At 73.8% G+C, this 19,297-nt stretch carries 21 protein-coding genes; 11 read left to right on the top strand and 10 right to left on the bottom strand.

From position 1 onward, the window contains the following. Window positions 1–229 precede the first annotated feature (229 nt). Both C1J00_RS18815 and C1J00_RS18810 read left to right on the top strand, forming a co-directional pair. Window positions 230–553, top strand: coding sequence for a hypothetical protein (locus tag C1J00_RS18815; RefSeq protein ID WP_102910236.1), 324 nt, complete (start codon window positions 230–232; stop codon window positions 551–553). 183 nt (window positions 554–736) lie between these two features. Continuing rightward, complete coding sequence (locus tag C1J00_RS18810; protein WP_180989598.1) at window positions 737–1,270, top strand: ATP-binding protein; 534 nt, start codon at window positions 737–739, stop codon at window positions 1,268–1,270. Window positions 1,271–1,464: 194 nt separating this feature from the next. Here the strand turns inward: C1J00_RS18810 and C1J00_RS18805 are convergent, their stop codons facing one another. Continuing rightward, on the bottom strand, window positions 1,465–1,749 hold the full coding sequence (locus C1J00_RS18805; protein WP_102910235.1) for an SHOCT domain-containing protein: 285 nt from the start codon (window positions 1,747–1,749) through the stop codon (window positions 1,465–1,467). Window positions 1,750–1,912: 163 nt separating this feature from the next. On the opposite strand from C1J00_RS18805, the gene C1J00_RS18800 reads away from it, so the two are divergent. Genes C1J00_RS18800 through C1J00_RS18790 form a run of 3 tightly spaced genes read left to right on the top strand, consistent with a single transcriptional unit; the run spans window position 1,913 to window position 3,985 of the window. After that, window positions 1,913–2,491, top strand: coding sequence for a TetR/AcrR family transcriptional regulator (locus tag C1J00_RS18800; protein WP_102910234.1), 579 nt, complete (start codon window positions 1,913–1,915; stop codon window positions 2,489–2,491). A 10-nt stretch (window positions 2,492–2,501) separates the two neighbouring features. Next, on the top strand, window positions 2,502–3,080 hold the full coding sequence (locus tag C1J00_RS18795; RefSeq protein WP_102910233.1) for a DUF4865 family protein: 579 nt from the start codon (window positions 2,502–2,504) through the stop codon (window positions 3,078–3,080). Next, the gene (locus C1J00_RS18790; RefSeq protein ID WP_102910232.1) at window positions 3,077–3,985 is read left to right on the top strand and encodes a phosphotriesterase family protein; all 909 of its coding nucleotides are present in this window, start codon (window positions 3,077–3,079) and stop codon (window positions 3,983–3,985) included. Before C1J00_RS18795 ends, C1J00_RS18790 begins: the two co-directional genes overlap by 4 nt. An 18-nt stretch (window positions 3,986–4,003) precedes the next feature. Here C1J00_RS18790 and C1J00_RS18785 read toward each other — a convergent pair whose 3' ends face one another. The 4 genes from C1J00_RS18785 to C1J00_RS18770 all read right to left on the bottom strand — a co-directional run bounded on the left by C1J00_RS18785 (window position 4,004) and on the right by C1J00_RS18770 (window position 7,451). Continuing rightward, window positions 4,004–4,426, bottom strand: coding sequence for a PPOX class F420-dependent oxidoreductase (locus C1J00_RS18785; protein WP_102910231.1), 423 nt, complete (start codon window positions 4,424–4,426; stop codon window positions 4,004–4,006). A 12-nt stretch (window positions 4,427–4,438) separates the two neighbouring features. Beyond that, window positions 4,439–5,329 (bottom strand): NAD(P)-dependent oxidoreductase, encoded by an 891-nt coding sequence (locus tag C1J00_RS18780; protein ID WP_102910230.1) that lies wholly within the window; start codon window positions 5,327–5,329, stop codon window positions 4,439–4,441. A 144-nt stretch (window positions 5,330–5,473) separates the two neighbouring features. Further along, window positions 5,474–6,721 carry an ROK family protein gene (locus tag C1J00_RS18775; RefSeq protein WP_102910229.1) on the bottom strand — a complete coding sequence of 416 codons (1,248 nt, stop codon included), beginning with the start codon at window positions 6,719–6,721 and terminating at the stop codon, window positions 5,474–5,476. 55 nt (window positions 6,722–6,776) lie between these two features. Continuing rightward, on the bottom strand, window positions 6,777–7,451 hold the full coding sequence (locus tag C1J00_RS18770) for an alpha-ketoglutarate-dependent dioxygenase AlkB family protein (protein ID WP_102910228.1): 675 nt from the start codon (window positions 7,449–7,451) through the stop codon (window positions 6,777–6,779). Between the two features lie 68 nt (window positions 7,452–7,519). Between C1J00_RS18770 and C1J00_RS18765 the strand changes: the two genes are divergently transcribed. After that, the gene (locus C1J00_RS18765) at window positions 7,520–8,650 is read left to right on the top strand and encodes a methyltransferase (protein ID WP_102910238.1); all 1,131 of its coding nucleotides are present in this window, start codon (window positions 7,520–7,522) and stop codon (window positions 8,648–8,650) included. On the opposite strand, the gene C1J00_RS18760 is transcribed toward C1J00_RS18765, so the two are convergent. After that, window positions 8,640–9,500, bottom strand: a complete 861-nt coding sequence (locus tag C1J00_RS18760) for a class II fructose-bisphosphate aldolase (protein ID WP_102910227.1) — start codon at window positions 9,498–9,500, stop codon at window positions 8,640–8,642. The two genes, C1J00_RS18765 and C1J00_RS18760, sit on opposite strands and share 11 nt — an antisense overlap. Before the next feature lie 335 nt (window positions 9,501–9,835). After that, window positions 9,836–10,717: an SIS domain-containing protein gene (locus C1J00_RS18755; RefSeq protein ID WP_102910226.1), complete on the bottom strand. Its 882-nt coding sequence runs from the start codon at window positions 10,715–10,717 to the stop codon at window positions 9,836–9,838. A 117-nt stretch (window positions 10,718–10,834) separates the two neighbouring features. On the opposite strand from C1J00_RS18755, the gene C1J00_RS18750 reads away from it, so the two are divergent. Together C1J00_RS18750 and C1J00_RS18745 are read left to right on the top strand one after the other, a co-directional pair. After that, window positions 10,835–11,650: a DeoR/GlpR family DNA-binding transcription regulator gene (locus tag C1J00_RS18750; RefSeq protein WP_102910237.1), complete on the top strand. Its 816-nt coding sequence runs from the start codon at window positions 10,835–10,837 to the stop codon at window positions 11,648–11,650. 62 nt (window positions 11,651–11,712) lie between these two features. Beyond that, window positions 11,713–13,548 (top strand): glycoside hydrolase family 15 protein, encoded by a 1,836-nt coding sequence (locus tag C1J00_RS18745; RefSeq protein ID WP_102910225.1) that lies wholly within the window; start codon window positions 11,713–11,715, stop codon window positions 13,546–13,548. Between the two features lie 3 nt (window positions 13,549–13,551). Here C1J00_RS18745 and C1J00_RS18740 read toward each other — a convergent pair whose 3' ends face one another. After that, the gene (locus tag C1J00_RS18740; protein WP_102910224.1) at window positions 13,552–14,517 is read right to left on the bottom strand and encodes a DUF8832 domain-containing protein; all 966 of its coding nucleotides are present in this window, start codon (window positions 14,515–14,517) and stop codon (window positions 13,552–13,554) included. 200 nt (window positions 14,518–14,717) lie between these two features. Here C1J00_RS18740 and C1J00_RS18735 point away from each other — a divergent pair, with 200 nt between their 5' ends. Continuing rightward, window positions 14,718–14,930 (top strand): heavy-metal-associated domain-containing protein, encoded by a 213-nt coding sequence (locus tag C1J00_RS18735; RefSeq protein WP_102910223.1) that lies wholly within the window; start codon window positions 14,718–14,720, stop codon window positions 14,928–14,930. 3 nt (window positions 14,931–14,933) lie between these two features. Continuing rightward, the gene (locus C1J00_RS18730) at window positions 14,934–17,183 is read left to right on the top strand and encodes a heavy metal translocating P-type ATPase (protein ID WP_102910222.1); all 2,250 of its coding nucleotides are present in this window, start codon (window positions 14,934–14,936) and stop codon (window positions 17,181–17,183) included. A gap of 12 nt (window positions 17,184–17,195) precedes the next feature. Here C1J00_RS18730 and C1J00_RS18725 read toward each other — a convergent pair whose 3' ends face one another. Further along, window positions 17,196–17,852: a class I SAM-dependent methyltransferase gene (locus tag C1J00_RS18725; RefSeq protein ID WP_102910221.1), complete on the bottom strand. Its 657-nt coding sequence runs from the start codon at window positions 17,850–17,852 to the stop codon at window positions 17,196–17,198. Window positions 17,853–17,988: 136 nt separating this feature from the next. Here C1J00_RS18725 and C1J00_RS18720 point away from each other — a divergent pair, with 136 nt between their 5' ends. Beyond that, window positions 17,989–18,690, top strand: a complete 702-nt coding sequence (locus C1J00_RS18720; RefSeq protein ID WP_102910220.1) for a phosphatase PAP2 family protein — start codon at window positions 17,989–17,991, stop codon at window positions 18,688–18,690. 186 nt (window positions 18,691–18,876) lie between these two features. Here the strand turns inward: C1J00_RS18720 and C1J00_RS18715 are convergent. Then, window positions 18,877–19,297, bottom strand: a 421-nt coding sequence (locus tag C1J00_RS18715) for a hypothetical protein (protein ID WP_102910219.1), incomplete at its 5' end; no start/stop codon positions are given.

Here is a 19,297-nt window from a genome sequence, read left to right as displayed (position 1 = left end):
GTCCACTCCCCGTGGTCGACGTCCAGGCGGTAGGGGAGGTATCCGGCTTCGGTGAACAGCTCGTAGAGCAAGTCCAGGGCCTGGTGCGCCCGCGCGGTCTCGTCCGCGGTCCGCGCGAACCGGAGGGGACCCTTCGTCCGGACGGGGCACACTGGATCAGGACACGAGCCCGTACCGGGCACCGCGCGGAACGGGCCGGTACACCGACGCGCACTAGGGGGCGGGTGGCATGGGAGAGCCGGAGTTCAGGGCCACGGGCGTGCGGATCGGTACGCGGCTGCGTTCACTCACCCGGGCCGGCCAGGTCCGGATCAGCGACGGCCGTCTCGAACTGCTGACCAGCTACGGCAGTGAGATCGACAGCGCGCCGGTGCAGGCCGTGCGCGCCTCCAAGCCCTGGTTCGGCCCCGATGACCGGGCCACCGCGGACCTCAACGGCCAGCGCTACCTGCTCACTCTGGGCGACCACGACCCCGCACCGGGAGAGCCGGGACCGCCGGCCGCGCGGCGCTTCATCGAAGCCGTGCGCAGGGCAGCGGGGCGTGGCGACTGAGATGTCCGCGACTTGCGGTACTGCACCCCCTGCGCCACTCTGGTCTCACGTCACTCTGGGTTTACCGGCGATAACGCTGCGAACCAGCCCGCCGGCCACGACAGCAGGCGGCAGTGTCATGCAGGCGCCCTGCTGGATCCGAACTCCGTGTTCTTCCGGACCTCACGTCGGGGAGTCGCAGCCGTGATCAGCTACCCAAGCAGGCACTGCACGGTGGAGCTCCAAGCCCTGCCGTCGCGGATCGGCCAGGTCCGCAGAATCGTATCTGCGCAATTGCGCTACTGGCATCTGGATCCCCTGATCGACCGGGCCTCGCTCGGCGTGACGGAGCTGTTGTCCAACGTCCACCGCCATGCCCAGCCCGACAAGACGTGCACCGTGGAGATAGAGCTGCTGCTCGACCGGCTCACGGTCTCGGTGCGTGACGGCGACCCGCGCATGCCCGTGGTCGACGACGCCGAACCGCTGGCGACCTGCGGGCGCGGGCTCGCGATGGTGGCCGCCATGAGCGAGAGCTGGGGCGTCCGGCCGGACGGCGAGTCCGGCAAGGTCGTGTGGTTCACCCTGCCGACGTCCACCCCCGCGGTGACGGCGCCGTCTCTCCACGCGCGACGCACGGTCCTGGAGAAGCCCGCGCGCCGGTTCGCCGAGGTCGGTCCTTCCACCGACGGGCTCCGGCCCGACCATGCTCCCGCCCGGTCCGCCGTTGCCGGTTGACCGGGCGGTGACCAACGTCCCCTCGGGGACGTGCGCCGTCCGGTGCACTCCGGGGGCGCACGCCACACCGTGGCGTGCGCCCGCAGCACGCTCGGACTCGGCGCGCGCCGGGCCGGAAGCGGCACCGCGAGGGAGCGGGACGCGACTCCCCCGAGGGCCACGACCGCCAGAGCCGTGAGTCGCGGCGGCCACCCCTAGGCCACACCTCCCTTGCGGCCGAACTCCTCGTTCAGTACGGACAGTCGGCGCCAGTACTCGTCCTCGTCGATCTCGCCGGAGGCGAAGCGGTGGCCGAGTACGGCGATGGGCGAGTCGTCCCTGACGGCGGACTGCCGCCGGGGACCGCTGCGGCGGCCGCGCCACCCGGAGCGGCGCAGCAGCACCACGCCGCCGCCGATCACCAGCGCCCAGATCACCGGGAAGAGCAGGATCCACGGGCCGGGGCCGCCGCCGTCGCCGAAGTTCGCCAGGGTCTGCATGTCGTCCGACTCCTCGATCGCTCGATGGCTTGTGTCGCTGTCGAGCGTCCTCCGGCAGGGGCCCCGATGCGTCGTACGGCCGGCGGCACCGCCCGTACCCCGTGGGGAGCAGACGGCCGGGGCCACGTCGTTCCGCACTACCTCGACTTCTGTAACTACTGGTATGTACAGTACGGCTATGAGCACCCCGGAACGGCTGATCGAGTCCACCCGCGCACTGCTGTGGGAGCGTGGCTACGTGGGCACCAGCCCCAAGGCGATCCTGGAGCGTGCGAACGCCGGGCAGGGCAGCATGTACCACCACTTCAAGGGCAAGCCCGATCTCGCGCTGGCCGCGATCCGGCGGACCGCCGAGGAGACGCGCGCTGCCGCGGCGGGAGTACTCGACGGCCCGGGCACGCCGTACGAGCGCATCGAGGCGTATCTGCGGCGCGAGCGGGACGTGCTGCGGGGCTGCCCGGTCGGCCGGCTGACGATGGATCCGGACGTGATCGCGAGCGCCGAGCTGCGCGCGCCGGTCGACGAGACGCTCGACTGGCTGCGCGGACGGATCGCCGGGATCGTCGAGGAAGGCAAGGCGCAGGGCCAGTTCGCGCCCGGACTCGACGGCGGCGAGATCGCGGCGGCGGTCGTCGCGACGGTCCAGGGCGGTTACGTCCTCGCCCGGGCCTCCGGCTCCCCCGCCGCGTTCGACGCGGGGGTCCGGGGACTGCTCTCCCTGCTGGCACCCAGGACTTCTTGAGGAGACTCCCTTGCACGCCATGCAGTACGAGCTCACCCTGCCCGCCGGCTACGACATGGGCGTCATCCGCGACCGCGTCGCCCGCCGGGGGCACCTGCTCGACGACTGGGACGGGCTCGGCCTGAAGGCCTACCTGATACGCGAGCGCGGCCTGCGCGGCTCGCCGGTCGGCCAGTACGCGCCCTTCTACCTCTGGAACACCGTGGACGGCATGAACGCCTTCCTGTGGGGCGGCGGGTTCCAGGGGGTAAGTGACGACTTCGGGCGGCCGTCGGTGCGGCAGTGGACGGGGCTCACGTACGAGGAAGGGGGCGCCTCGCACGCGCGGTTCGCGGTGCGGCGGCGCCAACCGGTGCCGGACGACGGGCCGTTGGCCGACGCCGTGGCGGACGCGGTGGGAGAGGCCCGGCGGCTGGCCGTGGAGGACGGGGCCCTGCTCGCCGCCGCGGCCGTCGACACCAGCCGCTGGGAGCTGGTGCACTTCTCCCTCTGGGAGCACGACACGCCCGAGGCGGACGGCGACGTGTTCGAGGTGCTGCACCTGTCCGCGCCGGGCCGGGACCGGCTGCCCCGGGGACGCCGGTGGTGAGCGCGGTCCGCACGGTGCTGGGAGACGTGTCCCCCGCGGACCTGGGTGTGTGCGATGCCCACGACCACCTGTTCTTCGGCAGTCCCCGACTGCCCGGCCAGGAGCTGCGCAGCGTGACGGCGGCGCGCGCGGAGCTGAAGGCGTTCCGGGAGCAGGGCGGTGGGACCGTCGTGCAGTGGACGCCGTACGGGCTCGGGCGGCGGGCCGCCGATCTGCCGCCGCTGTCCCGGGAGACGGGTGTGCACGTCGTGGCCGCGACCGGCCTGCACCAGGCCGTGCACTACGAAGAGGACACACTCGCCGGGCTGCGGAGCCGGCTCGCCGAGGTCTTCGTCGCCGAACTCACCGAGGGCATCGGGACATCGGGGGTGCGGGCGGGGCTCGTCAAGGTCGCGGGCGGCTTCCACACCCTGGACGCGCACGCCCGCTGGACCATGACGGCGGCGGCCGAGGCGCAGCACGCCACGGGCGCGGCGATCGCCGTGCACCTGGAGTTGGGGACCGGGGCGCTGGACGTACTGGACCGGCTGTGCGGGGAGTTGGGGGTGCCGCCGCACCGGGTGGTGCTCGGGCACCTCAACCGCTCCCCCGACCTCGTGGTGCACCGGCAGGCGGCACGGTCCGGCTGCTATCTGGCCTTCGACGGGCCGTCACTCGCCCACCACGCCACGGACTGGCGGATGCCGGACGCCGTGCGGGCCCTCGCCGACGCGGGGTTCGGCGACCGGCTGCTGCTGGGCGCGGACACCACGACGGCCGCAGCCCGCTCCGTCAGCGGCGGCACCGGGATGCCGTACCTGCTGCGCCGGGTGCGGCCCCGGCTCGTGCACGCCGTGGGCGAGGAACTGGTGAGGCGCGTCCTCACGGAGAATCCGGGACGGGCGTTCGGGGCCGAGTGGCCCTGATCCGCCTGGTCGACGGCCTCAGCCTCCGGCCTGGTCGCTGTCCTTCATCGAGCCCCAGCCGTGCCATCGGTCCACCTCGATCCAGGCGCTCACCCGGGGGCGGACGCGGTCGGGGTAGGGCTTGCCGGTGTAGTGGCGGGCGAGGAGGTCGATGTCGGCCAGGTCCTCGTCGTCGTGCATCTCGGTCACGCGGCCGATGAGGGTGACGTGGGTGTACCAGTCGTCGCCGGCGAGGACGGTGAGGGTGACGCGCGGGTCGCGGCGCAGATGCTTGAGGCGTACCCGGCCCTCGTCGAGGTTGATCAGCACCCGGCCGTCCTGCCACGCGTACCAGGTCGCCGTGGAGACCGGTGCCCCGTCGGAGCGCAGCGTGGCCATGACGCACGGGTTGGGCCGGCTCAGCAGGGCGTCGGCCTCGGGAGGCAGCGGCGGCTTGGACATGGAGGGAACCTCCTAGGAGTCGGTCTTCTCGTCGAAGCTGGCGAAGTAGGCGGCGGCCATGTCCTCGTCGGCGTGGCCCTGTGCGGCGGCGCGCTCCATCCGGGCGGCGGCCGCTTCGGCGACATCCAGCCGGACGCCGTTGTCCGCGCCGGCCTGGACGATCAGCCGGGCGTCCTTGGCGGCGGTGCTCACCGCGAACTGGGGCGGTGTGAGCTTGCCTTCGAGGACGAGATCCGACTTGGCGCGCAGATAGCCCATGTCGAGCGGGCCGCCGGCGACGAGGTCGAAGAAGCCGTGCGGGTCGACGCCGAGGGCCTTGGACAGGGCGAGGGCCTCGCCGGCGGCGGCCGTGACGGCGAGGACCCAGCTGTTGGCGACGAGCTTGAGGCGGGTGGCCCCGCCCTCCGCTCCGTCCTCGCCGGACCAGACGGTACGGGCGCCGACCGCCTCGAAGACCGGCGTAACCGTCTCGCGCCCCTCGGCGGGGCCGGCCGCGAGCACGGTCAGTTGCCCGGCCTCGGCGGGCCGGCGGGTGCCCAGGACGGGGGCGTCGTAGAAGAGGAGGCCGTGTTCGCGGGCGAAGGCGGCCAGCTCGGCGACGTCGTCGAGGCCCGCGGTGGTGGACTGCGCCCAGGCGGTGCCGGGGCGCAGGCCTGGGGCCGCCTCGCGCATCGTGTCCAGGGCGGCGGGGCCGTCGTGGAGCATGGTCAGGACGACGTCGGCGTCCCGCACCGCCTGCGCGGGGCCGGCGGCGATGTGCACGCCCTCGGCGGCCAGCGGCTCGGCCTTGGCCCGGGTGCGGTTCCAGGCATGGACCGTGTGACCGGCCCGGGCGAGGTTGCGGGCCATCGCGGCACCCATGATGCCGGTGCCCAGGACGCTCACGGTGAGCTTGTGGGTCATTGCGTCAACTTCCTCGGTGGTGCGGGCGCAGGGCGGACTGCGCGCTCCCCAGCCTGCCCGCTCGGCGGCGCGCCTGCCCGGAAGCGGCGCGCTCAAGCCTGATACCGGTGGGGCCAGTCAGGCGGGGACGCGTCCGGCGACCGGTCAGCCGCGCGGGGACAGTGCTCCCAGTGGGTCGTCCAGGACCGGCTGCCAGGCCAGTTCCGCCGCGCCGACCAGGCTGTTGTGGTCGAGGGTGCAGGGCAGGATGGGGACGCCGCCGCTCTGGCCCCACAGACTGCGGTCGGCGACGACCGCGCGCAGGCGGCCGGGGTCGGCGTCGAGGAGGGTGCGGTGCAGGCCGCCGAGGATGATGCGGTCCGGGTTGAGGATGTTGACCAGGCCCGCGAGGCCGAGGCCGAGGCGGTCGACGACGGCCTCGGCGGCGGCGCGGACGCCCGGGTCGTCGTAGTGGTGGCGGATCAGGTCGATGGACTGCTGGAGCAGGGAGACCTCGGGGCCCGGTTCGTGTCCGGCCTCGGTGAGGAAGGCCAGCGGGTCTGTCTCCACGTCGAGGCAGCCGCGGCTGCCACAGTGGCAGGGGCGGCCCTCGGGGTGCACGGTGAGGTGCCCGACCTCCAGCGCGAGGCCGGAACTGCCCCGGTGCAGGCGGCCGTCCAGGACGAGTGCGCCGCCGACACCACGGTGGCCGGTGGCCACGCAGAGCAGGTCCCGGGCGCCGCGGCCGGCGCCGTGCCGGTGCTCGGCGAGCGCGGCGAGGTTGACGTCGTTCGCGGCGAACGCGGGCCCGTCGATGCCGGCCGCGCGGACCTGCTCGGCGAAGATGTCACGCACGGGCGCGCCGGCGGGCCAGGCCAGGTGGAGAGGGTTCAGCGCCAGACCCTCGGGTTCGGCGACGGCGGAGGGTACGGCGAGGCCCGCGCCCACACACCGGAGCCCGGTCTCGCGCAGCAGCTCCGCGCCGGCCGTGACCACGGAGGCGAGCACCTTGGCCGGGTCGGCGTCGACGACCTCGCAGCCGGGCGCGGTGGCGACGATCCGGCCGCCCAGTCCGACCAGCGCCGCCCGGAAGCCGTCGGCGTGCACCTGCGCGGCGAGCGCGACGGGTCCGTCGTCGGCGACGGCCAGCCTGTGGGAGGGCCTGCCCTGCGATCCGGCCGCGGCGCCGGGCCGGGCGTCGACCCGGATCAGCCCGAGTGCCTCCAGCTCCGCGGCGACCGCGCCGGCCGTCGCACGCGTCACCCCGAGCTCGGCGGTGAGCACGGCCCGGGTCGGCGCGCGTCCGGTGTGGACGAGCTCCAGCGCGGGTCCGAGCGCTGCGCGCCCCCGGTCCAGCCGCGTCCTCGAGGTGGTCCCATCCCCCGCCTGCCGGGGGTCCGCCTTCCCGCTCATGAGGGCGAGTCTCCCATGATCCGCCGGGATGGTGGCCGAGCCTGCCCGCCGGGCGTCACGGAGCGGCGGGGATCCGCTCGGCCGGGTGCAGGAGGCCGCTGACCCGGAGCGTGATGTTGAGGCGGCCCGTCAGCCCCAGCCCGGGCGGTGCCGTGCCCGGATGGACCCGGGGGACCCCGTGGTGGGCGAGGCGGGAGGGGCCGCCGAAGACGAACAGGTCGCCGCTGCGCAGCTCGACGTCGGTGTAGGGCCGGGTGCGCGTCTCGGTGTTGCCGAAGCGGAAGACACAGATGTCGCCGAGGCTCAGCGACACCACCGGTGCGTCGGACCTCTCGTCGCTGTCGCGGTGCATGCCCATGCGGGCGTCGGGGGCGTAGAAGTTGATCAGGGCGATGTCGTAGTCCGGCGCGGGTCCTGCGAGGGTTTCGCGGACCGCCCGGCGGCCCAGTTCGCCGAGCCACCGCGGGAACGGCTTGACCGGCGCGCCGTCCCCGTCGGCGACCGTGCGGGCGTAAGCGTACGGGTACCAGTGCCAGCCCAGGCACACCTGGCGGGCGGTCATGGTGCCGCCGCCGGGGGTACGGACCGTGCGCAGGCCGGCGGGCGGCCGGGCCCACTCGCGGCAGGCGTCGAGCAGCGCCCGCTGGTGTTCCGCGTCCAGCCAGCCGGGCAGGTGCACGGCGCCGGGCGCGATCTCAGCTCGCGGCCTGGGGAACAGCTCGGCGTCCATGCCTTCCATGGTGCCCGACGCGTCCTGAGCTGCGGCTCGGCTAGCCTGGTCGCACGATGGACGACCGTATGACGACGCCGTGGGGCGAGCCGGCGCTGACCCGTTATCCCGAGGACCCGCGCGACAGGCTGCGTGCCTGGGACGCCTCGGACGAGTACCTGCTGAGGCATCTGGCCGCGGAGCGGGTGCCGCTGGACGGCACGGTCGTGGTCGTCGGGGACCGGTGGGGTGCGCTGGTCACGGCGCTCGCGGCGCACCGGCCGGTGCAGATCACCGACTCCTTCCTCGCGCAGGAGGCGACCCGCGCCAACCTCGCGCGGGCCGGTGCCGAGCCGGGCTCGGTGCGGCTGCTCACCACGCAGGACGCGCCTCCGGAGCGCATCGACGTGTTGCTGGTGCGGGTGCCGAAGAGCCTGGCGTTGCTGGAGGATCAGTTGCTGCGGCTGGCGCCGGCCGTGCACGCGGGGACGGTCGTCGTGGGTACGGGCATGGTGAAGGAGATCCACACCTCGACGCTGCGGTTGTTCGAGCGAATCCTCGGCCCGACCCGCACCTCGCTCGCCGAGAAGAAGGCCCGGCTGATCTTCTGCACGCCGGATCCGGCGCTGGAGCGGCCCGCCAACCCGTGGCCGTACGTGTACACGCTGGAGGACGGCATCGGCCCCGCGTCGGGAGGCACCGTCGTCAACCACGCCGGGGTCTTCTGCGCCGACCGGCTCGACATCGGCACGCGGTTCTTCCTCGGGCAGCTGCCGCGGGGGCGGGGCGGCCGGGTGGTGGATCTGGGCTGCGGCAACGGCGTGGTGGGTGCCTCGGTGGCGCTGACCGACCCGGACGCCGAGGTGCTGTTCGTGGACGAGTCGTTCCAGGCCGTGGCATCGGCGGAGGCGACGTACAAGGCGAACGGCGCACCGGGGCGTGCCGAGTTCCGGGTCGGGGACGGGCTGGCGGGTGTGCCGTCCGGCAGTGTCGATCTGGTCCTCTGCAACCCGCCGTTCCACTCCCACCAGGCGACGACGGACGCCACGGCCTGGCGGATGTTCACCGGGGCGCGGCGCACGCTGCGGCCGGGCGGGGAGCTGTGGGTGGTCGGCAACCGGCACCTGGGCTACCACGTCAAGCTCCGGAAGCTGTTCGGCAACAGCCGGCTCGTCGCGAGCGATCCGAGGTTCGTGGTGCTGAAGGCCGTCAAGCGGTAGCGGAGCCCAGGGCCTTGAGGGTCCTCGCCACCGTCCGTGTCATCGCCTCCCGTGCGAGGGTCAGGTAGCTGCGCGGGTCGACCGCCTCGGGCCGGTCGGCGAGGAAGTCGCGGATCGCTCCGGTCAGCGCGATGTTGAGGGCCGTGCCGATGTTGACCTTGGTGATGCCTCCGGCGACGGCCGCCCTGAGTTCGTCGTCCGGGACACCGGAGGAGCCGTGCAGGACGAGCGGGACGTCCAGTGCGGCCGAAAGGCGTTTGAGCAGGGCGTGGTCGAGGGCCGCCGTGCGGGTGGTCATGGCGTGGGAGCTGCCGATGGCGACGGCCAGGGCGTCCACACCCGAGTCGGCCACGAAGGCCCGCGCCTCGTCGGGGTCGGTGCGGGCGCCGGGGGCGTGCGCGTCCAGCGGGGGTCTGCCGTTCTTGCCACCGATCTGGCCGAGCTCGGCCTCGATCCACAGCCCTCGGGCGTGGGCCCGGTCGACCGCCGCCCGGGTCGCGGTGAGGTTCTCGGCGTAGGGCAGGCGGGCCGCGTCGTACATCACGGAGCTGAAGCCGGCGTCCGCGGTCTGGTGCAGCAGGGCGTCGCTCTGCACGTGGTCGAGGTGCAACGCCACCGGCACGGCGGCACGTTCGGCCACGGCGACGGCTGCGCGGGCGAGCGGGAGCAGCTGTCCGCCGCGGAACTTCACCGCGTTCTCGCTGACCTGGAGGACGACGGGGGCGCGCACGGACTCGGCGCCCGCGACGACGGCCTCGACGTGCTCCAGGGTGATGACGTTGAAGGAGGCGACGGCCGAATGGGCCGCGGCGGCGCGGGTGATGAGGTCGCCGGTGGTGGTCAGGGGCACGGGGTCTCCTGGGGCCAGTCGTTGGATCGGGCCGGCTGAGAGGGACTGCGCCTTTCGGCCGGTCCGAGCGGGGCGTGGTGCGTGCGGGATGCGAGGCGGAGGAGGGAGCCGACCCGATGGGGGCCCTCCCGTGCGGGCGCGGCCGAGCGTGCAGGAGTCGGCGACGGACGGCCACGCGGCAGATGGCTGGCCGGCGCCCGGACCGAGCGGCCGGCCCGCCGCCCGTTGGCTGACCGGCCAGGCCTCGGGCGTGTGCCCGGGCCGAGCGCCAGGCCCGCCGCTCGCGGCTGACCGGCCGGACGCCGCGACGGCGGCGTGTCCGGGCGAGGCCTGAGTCAGGGCGCGAGGATCACCGAGCGCGTGAGGTGGCGCGGGGTGTCGGGGTCCAGCCCGCGGGACGCGGCGACGGCGACCGCGAGCCGCTGGACACGGACGAGTTCGGCGAGCGGGTCGAGGCGCCCGGCGATCCACAACGCGCCCGTGTCACGCACCTGTTCGGCGAGTCCGTCCGGGGCCTCGCCCAGCATCCAGGTCGCCGTGCCCCGGGTGCTGACGCTGATGGGGCCGTGCCGGTACTCCATCGCCGGATAGGCCTCCGCCCAGGCCAGCGCGGCCTCGCGCATCTTCAGCCCGGCCTCGTCGGCCAGGCCGACGGTCCAGCCGCGCCCCAGGAAGGTGAACTGCCCGCACTCCACCAGCCCTTCGGGCAGCGGCTCCGTCAGGGCGGTGCGCGCGTCGGTGACGGCGGCGTCGGGGTGGAGGCCGAGGTGGGCGCGGAGCAGAGTGAGGGCCGTGGTCGCGAACCGGGTCTGGACGACGGAGCGTTCGTCCGCGAAGTCCAGGACGGCGAGTTCTCCGGCGGCCGCCCGCACGGGCGTGTCCGGGTCGGCGGTGACGGCGGTGGTGCGGGTGGCGCCCTTCAGCCGGCCCAGCAGATCCAGGACTTCGGTCGTGGTGCCGGAGCGGGTGAGGGCGACGACCCGGTCGTAGCGGCGGCCGTGGGGGAACTCCGAGGCGGCGAAGGCGTCGGTCTCGCCCTGGCCCGCGCCCTCGCGCAGCGCCGCGGCGGCCCGCGCCATGAAGTACGAGGTGCCGCAGCCGACGATCGCGACCCGCTCCCCCGGGGCGGGCAGCGCTTTCGCGTGGTGGGCCGCCTGCGACGCGGCGCGTGCCCAGCACTCGGGCTGGCTGGTCAGCTCGTCCTCGACATGCGTCATCCCGCACCCTCCACTCTGATTGTTCCTGCAAGATAGCGCCAGCTTTCGAGCATCATCAAGCATTTGCCCGGACCGGGTGCGTTAGGGTCGCCCGGAGATCGAGACGTGGAGGTGCGGATGTCGCGGGACGCCCGCTGGAGGACGCTGCTGGAACTGCTCGTGGAGCGTGGCCGGCTGGACGTCGAGGACGCGGCGGCCGAGCTCGGGGTGTCGGCGGCGACGATCCGCCGTGACTTCGACGGACTCGCCGAGCAGCAGATGCTGGTGCGCACCCGGGGCGGCGCTGTCGTGCACGGCGTGTCGTACGAGTTGCCGCTGCGCTACAAGACGGCCCGCCACGCCTCCGAGAAGCAGCGCATCGCCAAGGCGGTGGCGGACCTGGTGGCGCCGGGCGAGGCGGTGGGGCTGACCGGGGGGACCACGACGACCGAGGTGGCGCGAGCACTGGCCGTGCGCGGGGACCTGGTGTCCGGGGAGTTCGGGGTATCCGCGGTATCAGGGGTATCAGGGGCGCCCGCGCTGACCTTGGTGACGAACGCGCTGAACATCGCCAACGAGCTGGCCGTGCGGCCCCAGTTCAAGATCGTGCTGACCGGAGGGGTGGCGCGGGCCCAGTCCTACGAGCTGGTCGGGCCGCTCGCGGACGGGGTGCTCGGGCAGATCACCGTCGACGTGGCGGTGCTCGGCGTCGTCGCCTTCGACGTGACGCACGGCGCCGCGGCGCACGACGAGGCGGAGGCGGCGATCAACCGGCTGCTGTGCGAGCGGGCGGAACGGGTGGTGGTCGCCGCCGACTCCAGCAAGCTGGGGCGGCGGGCGTTCGCCCGGATCTGCGCGGCCGAGGCGGTGGACACGCTGGTCACGGACACGGCGGCCGACCCCGAGGTGGTGCGGCGCTTCGAGGAGGCCGGACTGCGGGTCGTCACCGTCTGACGGCGGCGGTCCGCCGGCGGTTCTAGGCTGGGGCTGAGGCGCCTACCGGCAGGGAGGCTGTCATGGGCGGAACGGCACAGGACCGGGGCGGACCGGGCGGCCGGCGGTACGTACCGATCGCCGAGCACGGGCTGATCGGCGATCTGCGCAGCGTCGCCCTGGTGGGGACCGACGGCACGATCGACTGGTACTGCTGCCCGGCCTTCGACGCGCCGAGCGTGTTCGCCTCGGTCCTGGACGCGGAGCGCGGCGGCTGCTTCGAACTGGCGGCGACCGTGCCGGCCCGGACCAAGCAGTTCTACTTCCCCGACACCAACGTCCTGATCACCCGCTTCTTCACCGAGGACGGGGTCGGCGAGGTGCAGGACTTCATGCCGGTCGGCGGCGGCCCGGCCGAGGCGGAGCGGCACCGGCTGATCCGGCGGGTGGTGTGCGTGCGCGGCTCGATCCCCTTCCGTGCGCGGGTGGCGCCCCGGTTCGACTACGGCTCCCTGCCTCACACCGTCCGGCTGGCCGGTGACACCGCGGAGTTCGAGACCGAAGGGCTGACGCTCGCGCTGACCGCGACCGTGCCGCTGGAGGCCGACGGGCCGGACGTGCGCGGCGAATTCAAGCTCTCCGAGGGCGACTCTGCGGTGTTCGCGCTGGACAAGGTCGGCGGCGGTGTGACGCCCCGCCGGTGTGCGCGCACGGAGGCGGAGGAGCAGTTCGCGGCGACCGTGGCGTACTGGCGTCGCTGGCTGGCGGCGTCCCGGTACAAGGGCCGCTGGCGGGAGATGGTGCACCGCTCGGCGCTGACGCTGAAGCTGCTCACGTACGCGCCCACCGGGGCGATCGTGGCCGCGCCGACGACGAGTCTGCCCGAGGAGCTCGGCGGCGAGCGCAACTGGGACTACCGGTACGTGTGGGTGCGCGACGCGGCCTTCTGTGTCTACGCGCTGCTGCGGCTGGGATTCACCGGGGAGGCCGAGGCGTTCATGGACTTCGTGAGCCGGCACATCAGCCCCGGTGACGGCAAGACGTCCGGGCCGCTGCAGATCATGTACGGCATCGACGGGCGCACCGAGCTGCCCGAGCGCACCCTCGGCCACCTGGAGGGCCACCACGGCTCCGCGCCGGTACGGGTGGGCAACGCGGCGGCCGACCAGCTCCAGCTCGACATCTACGGCGCGCTGATCGACTCGGTCTACCTCTACGACAAGTGGGCCAAGCCCGTCTCCAGCGGCCACTGGGACGACGTGTGCGCGCTGGTGGACTGGGTGTGCGCGCACTGGGACCAGCCCGACGAGGGGATCTGGGAGACGCGGGGCGGGCGCAAGAACTTCCTGTACTCGCGGCTGATGTGCTGGGTGGCGATCGAGCGGGCCATCCGGATGGCCAACCGGCGCGGTCTGCCCGCCGACCTGCCGCGCTGGCGGGAGTGCCGCGACACGATCTACCGGCGGATCATGAGCCGGGGCTGGTGCGAGGAGCGCGGGGCGTTCGTCCAGCACGAGGACGGTGACGTGCTGGACGCGGCGGTGCTGATGATGCCGCTGACGAAGTTCATCGCCCCCACCGATCCGAAGTGGCTGTCGACGCTGGACGTGCTCACCGAGGAACTGGTGTCCGACTCGCTGGTCTACCGCTACGACCCCCGCTCCAGCCCCGACGGGCTGCGCGGCGACGAGGGCACGTTCTCCATCTGTTCGTTCTGGTACGTCGAGGCGATGGTGCACGCCGGGCGGATCGACGAGGCGCGCCTCGCCTTCGAGAAGATGCTGACGTACGCCAACCATCTGGGCCTGTACGCCGAGGAGATCAGCCACACCGGCGAGCAGCAGGGCAACTTCCCGCAGGCGTTCACGCACCTCGCGCTGATCAGCGCGGCCTTCAATCTGGACCGGGCGCTCGGCTGACGGTCAGTGGCCGTGGCCGTCGTCCGCATGCCCTTCGGGGGTACCGGACCCGGGCGCCGCCGCCGCTCCTCCGGCGTGAACGGTGAAGGCAGCCGTGTGGACCTTGCCTTCGTGCTTGAAGTCGAGGAACAGGCGGTAGGAGCCGGAGCTGGGTGCCGTGGCGGTGAACGAGATATCCGGTCCGGGCCTGGTCGTGCCGTCGCCGGGTTCGCCGTTCGGGTGGACGTGCAGGTAGGCGAGGTCGCCGGAGCGCAGGGCGACCAGGTGGCCGTACGCGCCGAGGTAGGGCTGGAGGTCGGTGACGGGCTTGCCGTCGCGGGAGACCTTCAGCTTCAGTTCGCCGGCCTTGCCCGGACGCAGGGCGCCGGACAGCCGCACCTCGTAGCCGTCGACCCGGGTCGTGGCGCTCTCCCGCGGCAGTTGCCGGGCCTGGTACGGGCCGGAGGCGGCGAGGTCCGCGCCGAGGGTGAGGTTGCCGGCGTTCTTCTTGTCCGGGGTGAAGTCGGCGAAGACGCGGTAGCCGCCCGCGCGAGGCAGGTCCACGGGGGTACTCCAGGTGCCGTCGGCGGCGCGGGTGGGGTGCAGATGGCGATAGGTGATCAGGTCGCGTGAGGCCACGATGAGGTGGAGTTCCTTGTCGTGCTCGCGCTGGTAGGCGGTGACCGCGCGGCCGTCGGCGTCCCGGACGGTGAAGCGCAGGTCTGCCCGCTTGCCCGCGGTGACGCGCGGGGTCCGGAGGTCGAGAGTGTAGCCGCCCTCGGAGATCTGCAGACCGCCGGCCGGGGGCGTGTCGTGGCCTGCGTGCCCGCTGCCTCGCGCCTTCTCCGGCGCGGGCCGGGTGTGTTCGTCCTCGTGCTTCGGGGGGCTGTCGGCGACGACGGGGCCGACGCCCTGTCCGACGCCGTAGGCCGCGCCGAAGGTCGCTGCCAGAGCGGCGGCGAAGGTGGTGATCCTCAGTCCGGTGTTCATGGCCGTCGGCTCCTTCAGATACCGGGCCTCCCGCTCGGATGCGGGGCCTCCATGCTGCTCACCATACCCCTGGGGGGTACCAAGTCAAGCTGTTCTCGCGCTTGCATCGTATACCCCTCAGGGGTATACCTGAAGTCGGCGGAGGGATACCCCCGCCCCGTATCTCCACACTTGTTGGATTCGTCCAGAGGAGGCATCCGATGCCCGCCACCACCTACGCCGTTTCCGGAATGTCCTGCGGCCACTGCAAGGCCACGCTGACCAAGGTCATCGGCGAGCTGGACGGCGTCAGCGGCGTCGAGGTCGACCTCGACACCGGTCATGTCACCGTCACCGGTTCCGCCGAGCCCGACGACGCCGTCATCGCGGAGGTCGTCGACGAGGCCGGCTACGAACTGACGGGGAGGGTCTGAGCCATGAGCACCGGTACGACGACCGGCACGGACGCCGAGGTGGAGCTTGCCATCGGCGGTATGACCTGCGCGTCCTGCGCGGCACGTGTCGAGAAGAAGCTCAACCGCATGGACGGGGTCACCGCCACGGTCAACTACGCGACCGAGAAGGCGAAGGTCAGCTACTCCGGCGGCGTCTCCGTCAGTGACCTCGTCGCCACTGTCGAGGCGACCGGGTACACCGCGTGGGAGCCCGCACCTCCCGCGGAGCAGACCGACGTGGCCCCCGGGACCGACGAACTGCGGCCGCTGCGCGAGCGGCTGGTCACGGCCGTGGTGCTGGCGGTTCCCGTCGTGGCCATGGCCATGATCCCGGCGCTGCAGTTCGAGTACTGGCAGTGGCTGTCGCTCACCCTGGCCGCGCCGGTCGTGACGTACGCGGCGTGGCCCTTCCACAAGGCGGCGTTCACCAACGCGCGGCACGGCGCGGCGACCATGGACACCCTGATCTCGGTGGGCGTCTCGGCCGCGTTCCTGTGGTCGCTGTGGGCGCTGTTCTTCGGCACCGCGGGCACGCCGGGCATGACGCACCCCTTCGAGCTGACCATCCAGCGCACGGACGGCGCCGGGAACATCTACCTGGAGGCCGCCGCGGGCGTGACCGCCTTCATCCTGGCCGGGCGGTACTTCGAGGCCCGGGCCAAGCGCAAGGCGGGCGCGGCACTGCGGGCGCTGCTGGAGCTGGGGGCGAAGGACGTCACGGTGCTGCGGGACGGCGGCCGTGAAGAGACCGTTCCGGTCGCGGAGTTGAGAGCGGGCGACCGCTTCCTGGTCCGGCCCGGCGAGAAGATCGCCACGGACGGGACGGTCGTCGAGGGATCCTCCGCCGTGGACGCCTCGATGCTCACCGGCGAGTCCGTGCCCGTGGAGGTGGGCTCGGGCGACCCGGTCACGGGCGCCACGATCAACGTCGGCGGGCGGCTCGTCGTGCGGGCCACGCGCGTGGGCGCCGACACGCAGCTGGCCCGGATGGCCCGGCTCGTGGAGGACGCGCAGAACGGCAAGGCCGCGGCGCAGCGGCTCGCGGACCGGATCTCCGCCGTGTTCGTGCCGGTGGTGATCGCCCTCGCACTGGGCACGCTGGGGTTCTGGCTGGGCAACGGCGTGGGGCTGACGGCCGCCTTCACCGCGGCGGTCGCCGTCCTCGTCATCGCCTGCCCCTGCGCCCTCGGGCTGGCCACGCCGACCGCGCTGATGGTGGGCACCGGGCGGGGTGCCCAGCTCGGCATCCTCATCAAGGGGCCGGAGGTCCTGGAGTCGACGCGCCGGGTCGACACCGTCGTCCTGGACAAGACCGGCACGGTCACGACCGGCCGTATGACACTGCTGGCCGTGCACACCGCCGAGGGCACGGACGAGGCCGAAGTGCTGCGGCTGGCCGGGGCGCTGGAGCACTCCTCCGAGCACCCGATCGCCCGGGCCGTCGCCGACGGGGCGCTGGAGAAGCTGGGTGCGCTGCCGACGCCCGAGGACTTCGCCAATGTGCCCGGGCTCGGTGTGCAGGGCGTCGTCGAGGGCCACGCGGTGCTCGTCGGCCGGGAGCGGCTGCTGGCCGACTGGGCGATGAGGCTTCCCGAGGGGCCGGCCCGGGCCGGGGCGGCGGCCGAGGCGGCCGGGCGCACGGCCATCGCGGTCGCCTGGGACGGTGAGGCTCGTGCGGTCCTGGAGGTGGCCGACGCGGTGAAGGACACGAGCGCGGAGGCGGTCGGGCGGCTGCGGGCGCTCGGGCTCACGCCGATCCTGCTGACCGGGGACAACGAGGCGGTGGCCCGGTCGGTCGCCCGGGAGGTGGGCATCGAGGAGGTCATCGCCGGGGTGCTCCCGCAGGACAAGGTCGACGTCGTGAAGCGGCTGCAGGCCGAGGGCCGGTCGGTGGCGATGGTCGGCGACGGCGTCAACGACGCCGCGGCCCTCGCCCAGGCCGATCTCGGACTGGCCATGGGCACCGGCACGGACGCCGCGATCGAGGCCGGTGACCTGACCCTCGTCCGCGGCGACCTGCGGGCCGCGGCGGACGCCATCCGGCTGGCCCGCCGCACCCTCGGCACCATCCGCTCGAACCTGTTCTGGGCCTTCGCCTACAACGTGGCGGCCCTGCCGCTGGCCGCTGCCGGCCTGCTCACCCCGATGATCGCCGGGGCGGCGATGGCCTTCTCGTCGGTCTTCGTGGTCGGCAACTCGCTGCGGCTGCGCACCTTCCGGACCGCCGGCTGAGGCACCGGCGGGTCACCGGCGGCGCCACACCAGCGTGTAGCGCCAGAGCAGACGGCGGCGCAGACGGGCGCCGGGAAGGACGACCCGGGCCCCGCGCGCGATCTCGGTGAAGGACAGGTCCGCCGGACGGGTGCGGGCTGTCATCGAGACCGGGCGGGGCACCGGGCGGCCCCGGCTCTTCAGCAACGCCATGACGAGGTTGAGCGGGACCGACACGATGCCGAACAGATGGTCGACGGGCGTCCGCTCCCGGGCGACGCCGACGATCACCAGGGTGCCGCCGGGGGCGAGATGGTCACGGAAGGCCTTGAGCGCCGGTTCGAAGGGCAGATGGTGGACGGCGGCGACGCAGGTGATGACGTCGTACGACTGCTCACCGAGCCCGGTCAGCGCGTCGGCCGCCGTGTACGTCACCGGGGTCGCCGCCGGGGTCAGCTCCCGCGCCCTGGCCGTGATCTCCGGGTCGGCGTCGATGCCGTGCACGCGCCGCGCCCGCAGGGCCAGCAGCCGGGCCAGGTCGCCGCTGCCGCATCCCACGTCCAGGGCGCTGCCCACCCGCCCGGGGAGCTGCCGCAGGATCCAGCGGTGGAAGTGGGCGTTGTGGTCCCAGGGGCGGGCGGCGTGAAAACGCTCCAGCGCTCGCAGGGCCCTGTGGGGCAGAGGTGACATGTGCTCAGTGTCCCGGCTCGCGGGGGTGGCCGTCGGCCGTCCGGGCACTCGGGCGGTACCGGCTCGCAGGGGCGCCGAGCGTGCGCCGGGCGTGAGCCGGTACCTTGCTGGGGAAGGCCACTGCGGGGAGAAGCACATGACCGATCCGACGACCACAGACGCGGACGCCCCCCGTCCGCTCCGGTACGCCCGGGACTCCGCGGGCGGAGCCGGCCGGCTCCTGAGCGCCGTGTTCGGCGATCTCAGGGCCGTGGACGGCGCCCTGTACGCGGCGGTGGCCGCCACTCCCACGCCGACCCTGGACCGGACGCTGCGCCACCTGTCCCACGCGGCCGACCACTCCAAGATCTCGTTCGGCATCGCCGCCGCCCTGGCACTCGGCGGGAAACGGCCGCGCAAGGCCGCGCTGGTCGGCGTCGGCGCGATCGCCGTGGCCTCGGCCTCGGCCAATCTGCTCGGCAAGCGCCTGGTGCGCCGGGCGCGGCCCGACCGGGAAGCGGCGCGGGTGACGGTGGACCGGCACGTCAAGATGCCGACCTCGGCCTCGTTCCCGTCGGGGCACACGGCGTCCGCGGTCGCTTTCGCCACCGCCGTCGGCGTGGTCCTGCCGCCCGCGGCGGTTCCGCTCGGGGCGCTGGCGAGCGCCGTCGGCTACTCCCGCGTCCACACGGGCGTGCACTACCCGGGCGACGTGGCAGCCGGTGCGGTCCTCGGCATCGCCAGCGCGGCGGCGGCCCTCGCGGCGGCAGCGGCCACCCCCTCGGCGAGGACCCAGGCCCTCCTCACGGCGGCCCGTTCCTGGCCGCGGATCAGCATCGACGGCGCCCGGCGCCGGTGAGCCGCGGGGGCGCCGAGCACGGGGGCGCCCCCGGCGCGCGGCGCCCCCGCGGTGGCCGACCGTCAGCCGAAGCCCTTCACCGCCTGGGAGCACGTCCGGGCCGTGCTGGTGCGGCACTGCCCGGTGGTACGTCCGGGCCGTGCCGGCGCGGGAGGTCTTCGGGCCCACCGCTGTACGCTGCGCAGGCTAGTGAAGGCAAACGGCGGCGGACCGGCGTACGTCGACGGCCGTGAGCGCCAGGGCCAGCGGCCCGGGGGCGAGGAAGGCCAGCGGCAGCAGCATCCAGGCGCACAGCCCGGCCGTCGCCACGGCGAGCAGGACCAGGCCGCTGCCGCCCATGTCCGTGACGGCGTCCCGGCCCGCCCCGCGCACCGCCGCACGCCAGTCGGTGAGCGACTCGGGGCGCCCGCACGCCCGCAGGCCGACCACCGCCGCGCAGGCGCCGATCACCGCGGAAGCCACCGCGAACAGCGGTGCCCCCGGCAGCCCGGCCCCGGCCAGCGCCAGGTCGGCGGCGAGCAGCAGCAGACCCGCCAGGGCGACGGCTCCCGCCACCAGGTCGCCGACGCGCAACCGCCGCCGCAGCAGGGCGAAGTACCGCCCCGCC

It is taken from the genome of Streptomyces cahuitamycinicus (assembly GCF_002891435.1).
In the GTDB taxonomy this organism is placed as follows: domain Bacteria; phylum Actinomycetota; class Actinomycetes; order Streptomycetales; family Streptomycetaceae; genus Streptomyces; species Streptomyces cahuitamycinicus.
The sequence above is the reverse complement of the archived record's forward strand: the minus strand, read 5'-3'. Positions and strand labels throughout refer to the sequence as shown.

Bases quoted from the DNA above. Each gene is read 5' to 3' on its own strand.
- C1J00_RS18725 (WP_102910221.1), bottom strand. From the start codon at position 17,852: ATGTCACCTCTGCCCCACAGGGCCCTGCGAGCGCTGGAGCGTTTTCAC.
- C1J00_RS18785 (WP_102910231.1), bottom strand. From the start codon at position 4,426: ATGTCCAAGCCGCCGCTGCCTCCCGAGGCCGACGCCCTGCTGAGCCGG.
- C1J00_RS18750 (WP_102910237.1), top strand. From the start codon at position 10,835: ATGTCGCGGGACGCCCGCTGGAGGACGCTGCTGGAACTGCTCGTGGAG.
- C1J00_RS18745 (WP_102910225.1), top strand. From the start codon at position 11,713: ATGGGCGGAACGGCACAGGACCGGGGCGGACCGGGCGGCCGGCGGTAC.
- C1J00_RS18815 (WP_102910236.1), top strand. From the start codon at position 230: ATGGGAGAGCCGGAGTTCAGGGCCACGGGCGTGCGGATCGGTACGCGG.
- C1J00_RS18720 (WP_102910220.1), top strand. From the start codon at position 17,989: ATGACCGATCCGACGACCACAGACGCGGACGCCCCCCGTCCGCTCCGG.
- C1J00_RS18780 (WP_102910230.1), bottom strand. From the start codon at position 5,329: ATGACCCACAAGCTCACCGTGAGCGTCCTGGGCACCGGCATCATGGGT.
- C1J00_RS18740 (WP_102910224.1), bottom strand. From the start codon at position 14,517: ATGAACACCGGACTGAGGATCACCACCTTCGCCGCCGCTCTGGCAGCG.
- C1J00_RS18755 (WP_102910226.1), bottom strand. From the start codon at position 10,717: ATGACGCATGTCGAGGACGAGCTGACCAGCCAGCCCGAGTGCTGGGCA.
- C1J00_RS18770 (WP_102910228.1), bottom strand. From the start codon at position 7,451: ATGGACGCCGAGCTGTTCCCCAGGCCGCGAGCTGAGATCGCGCCCGGC.
- C1J00_RS18730 (WP_102910222.1), top strand. From the start codon at position 14,934: ATGAGCACCGGTACGACGACCGGCACGGACGCCGAGGTGGAGCTTGCC.
- C1J00_RS18800 (WP_102910234.1), top strand. From the start codon at position 1,913: ATGTACAGTACGGCTATGAGCACCCCGGAACGGCTGATCGAGTCCACC.
- C1J00_RS18775 (WP_102910229.1), bottom strand. From the start codon at position 6,721: ATGAGCGGGAAGGCGGACCCCCGGCAGGCGGGGGATGGGACCACCTCG.
- C1J00_RS18805 (WP_102910235.1), bottom strand. From the start codon at position 1,749: ATGCAGACCCTGGCGAACTTCGGCGACGGCGGCGGCCCCGGCCCGTGG.
- C1J00_RS18735 (WP_102910223.1), top strand. From the start codon at position 14,718: ATGCCCGCCACCACCTACGCCGTTTCCGGAATGTCCTGCGGCCACTGC.
- C1J00_RS18765 (WP_102910238.1), top strand. From the start codon at position 7,520: ATGACGACGCCGTGGGGCGAGCCGGCGCTGACCCGTTATCCCGAGGAC.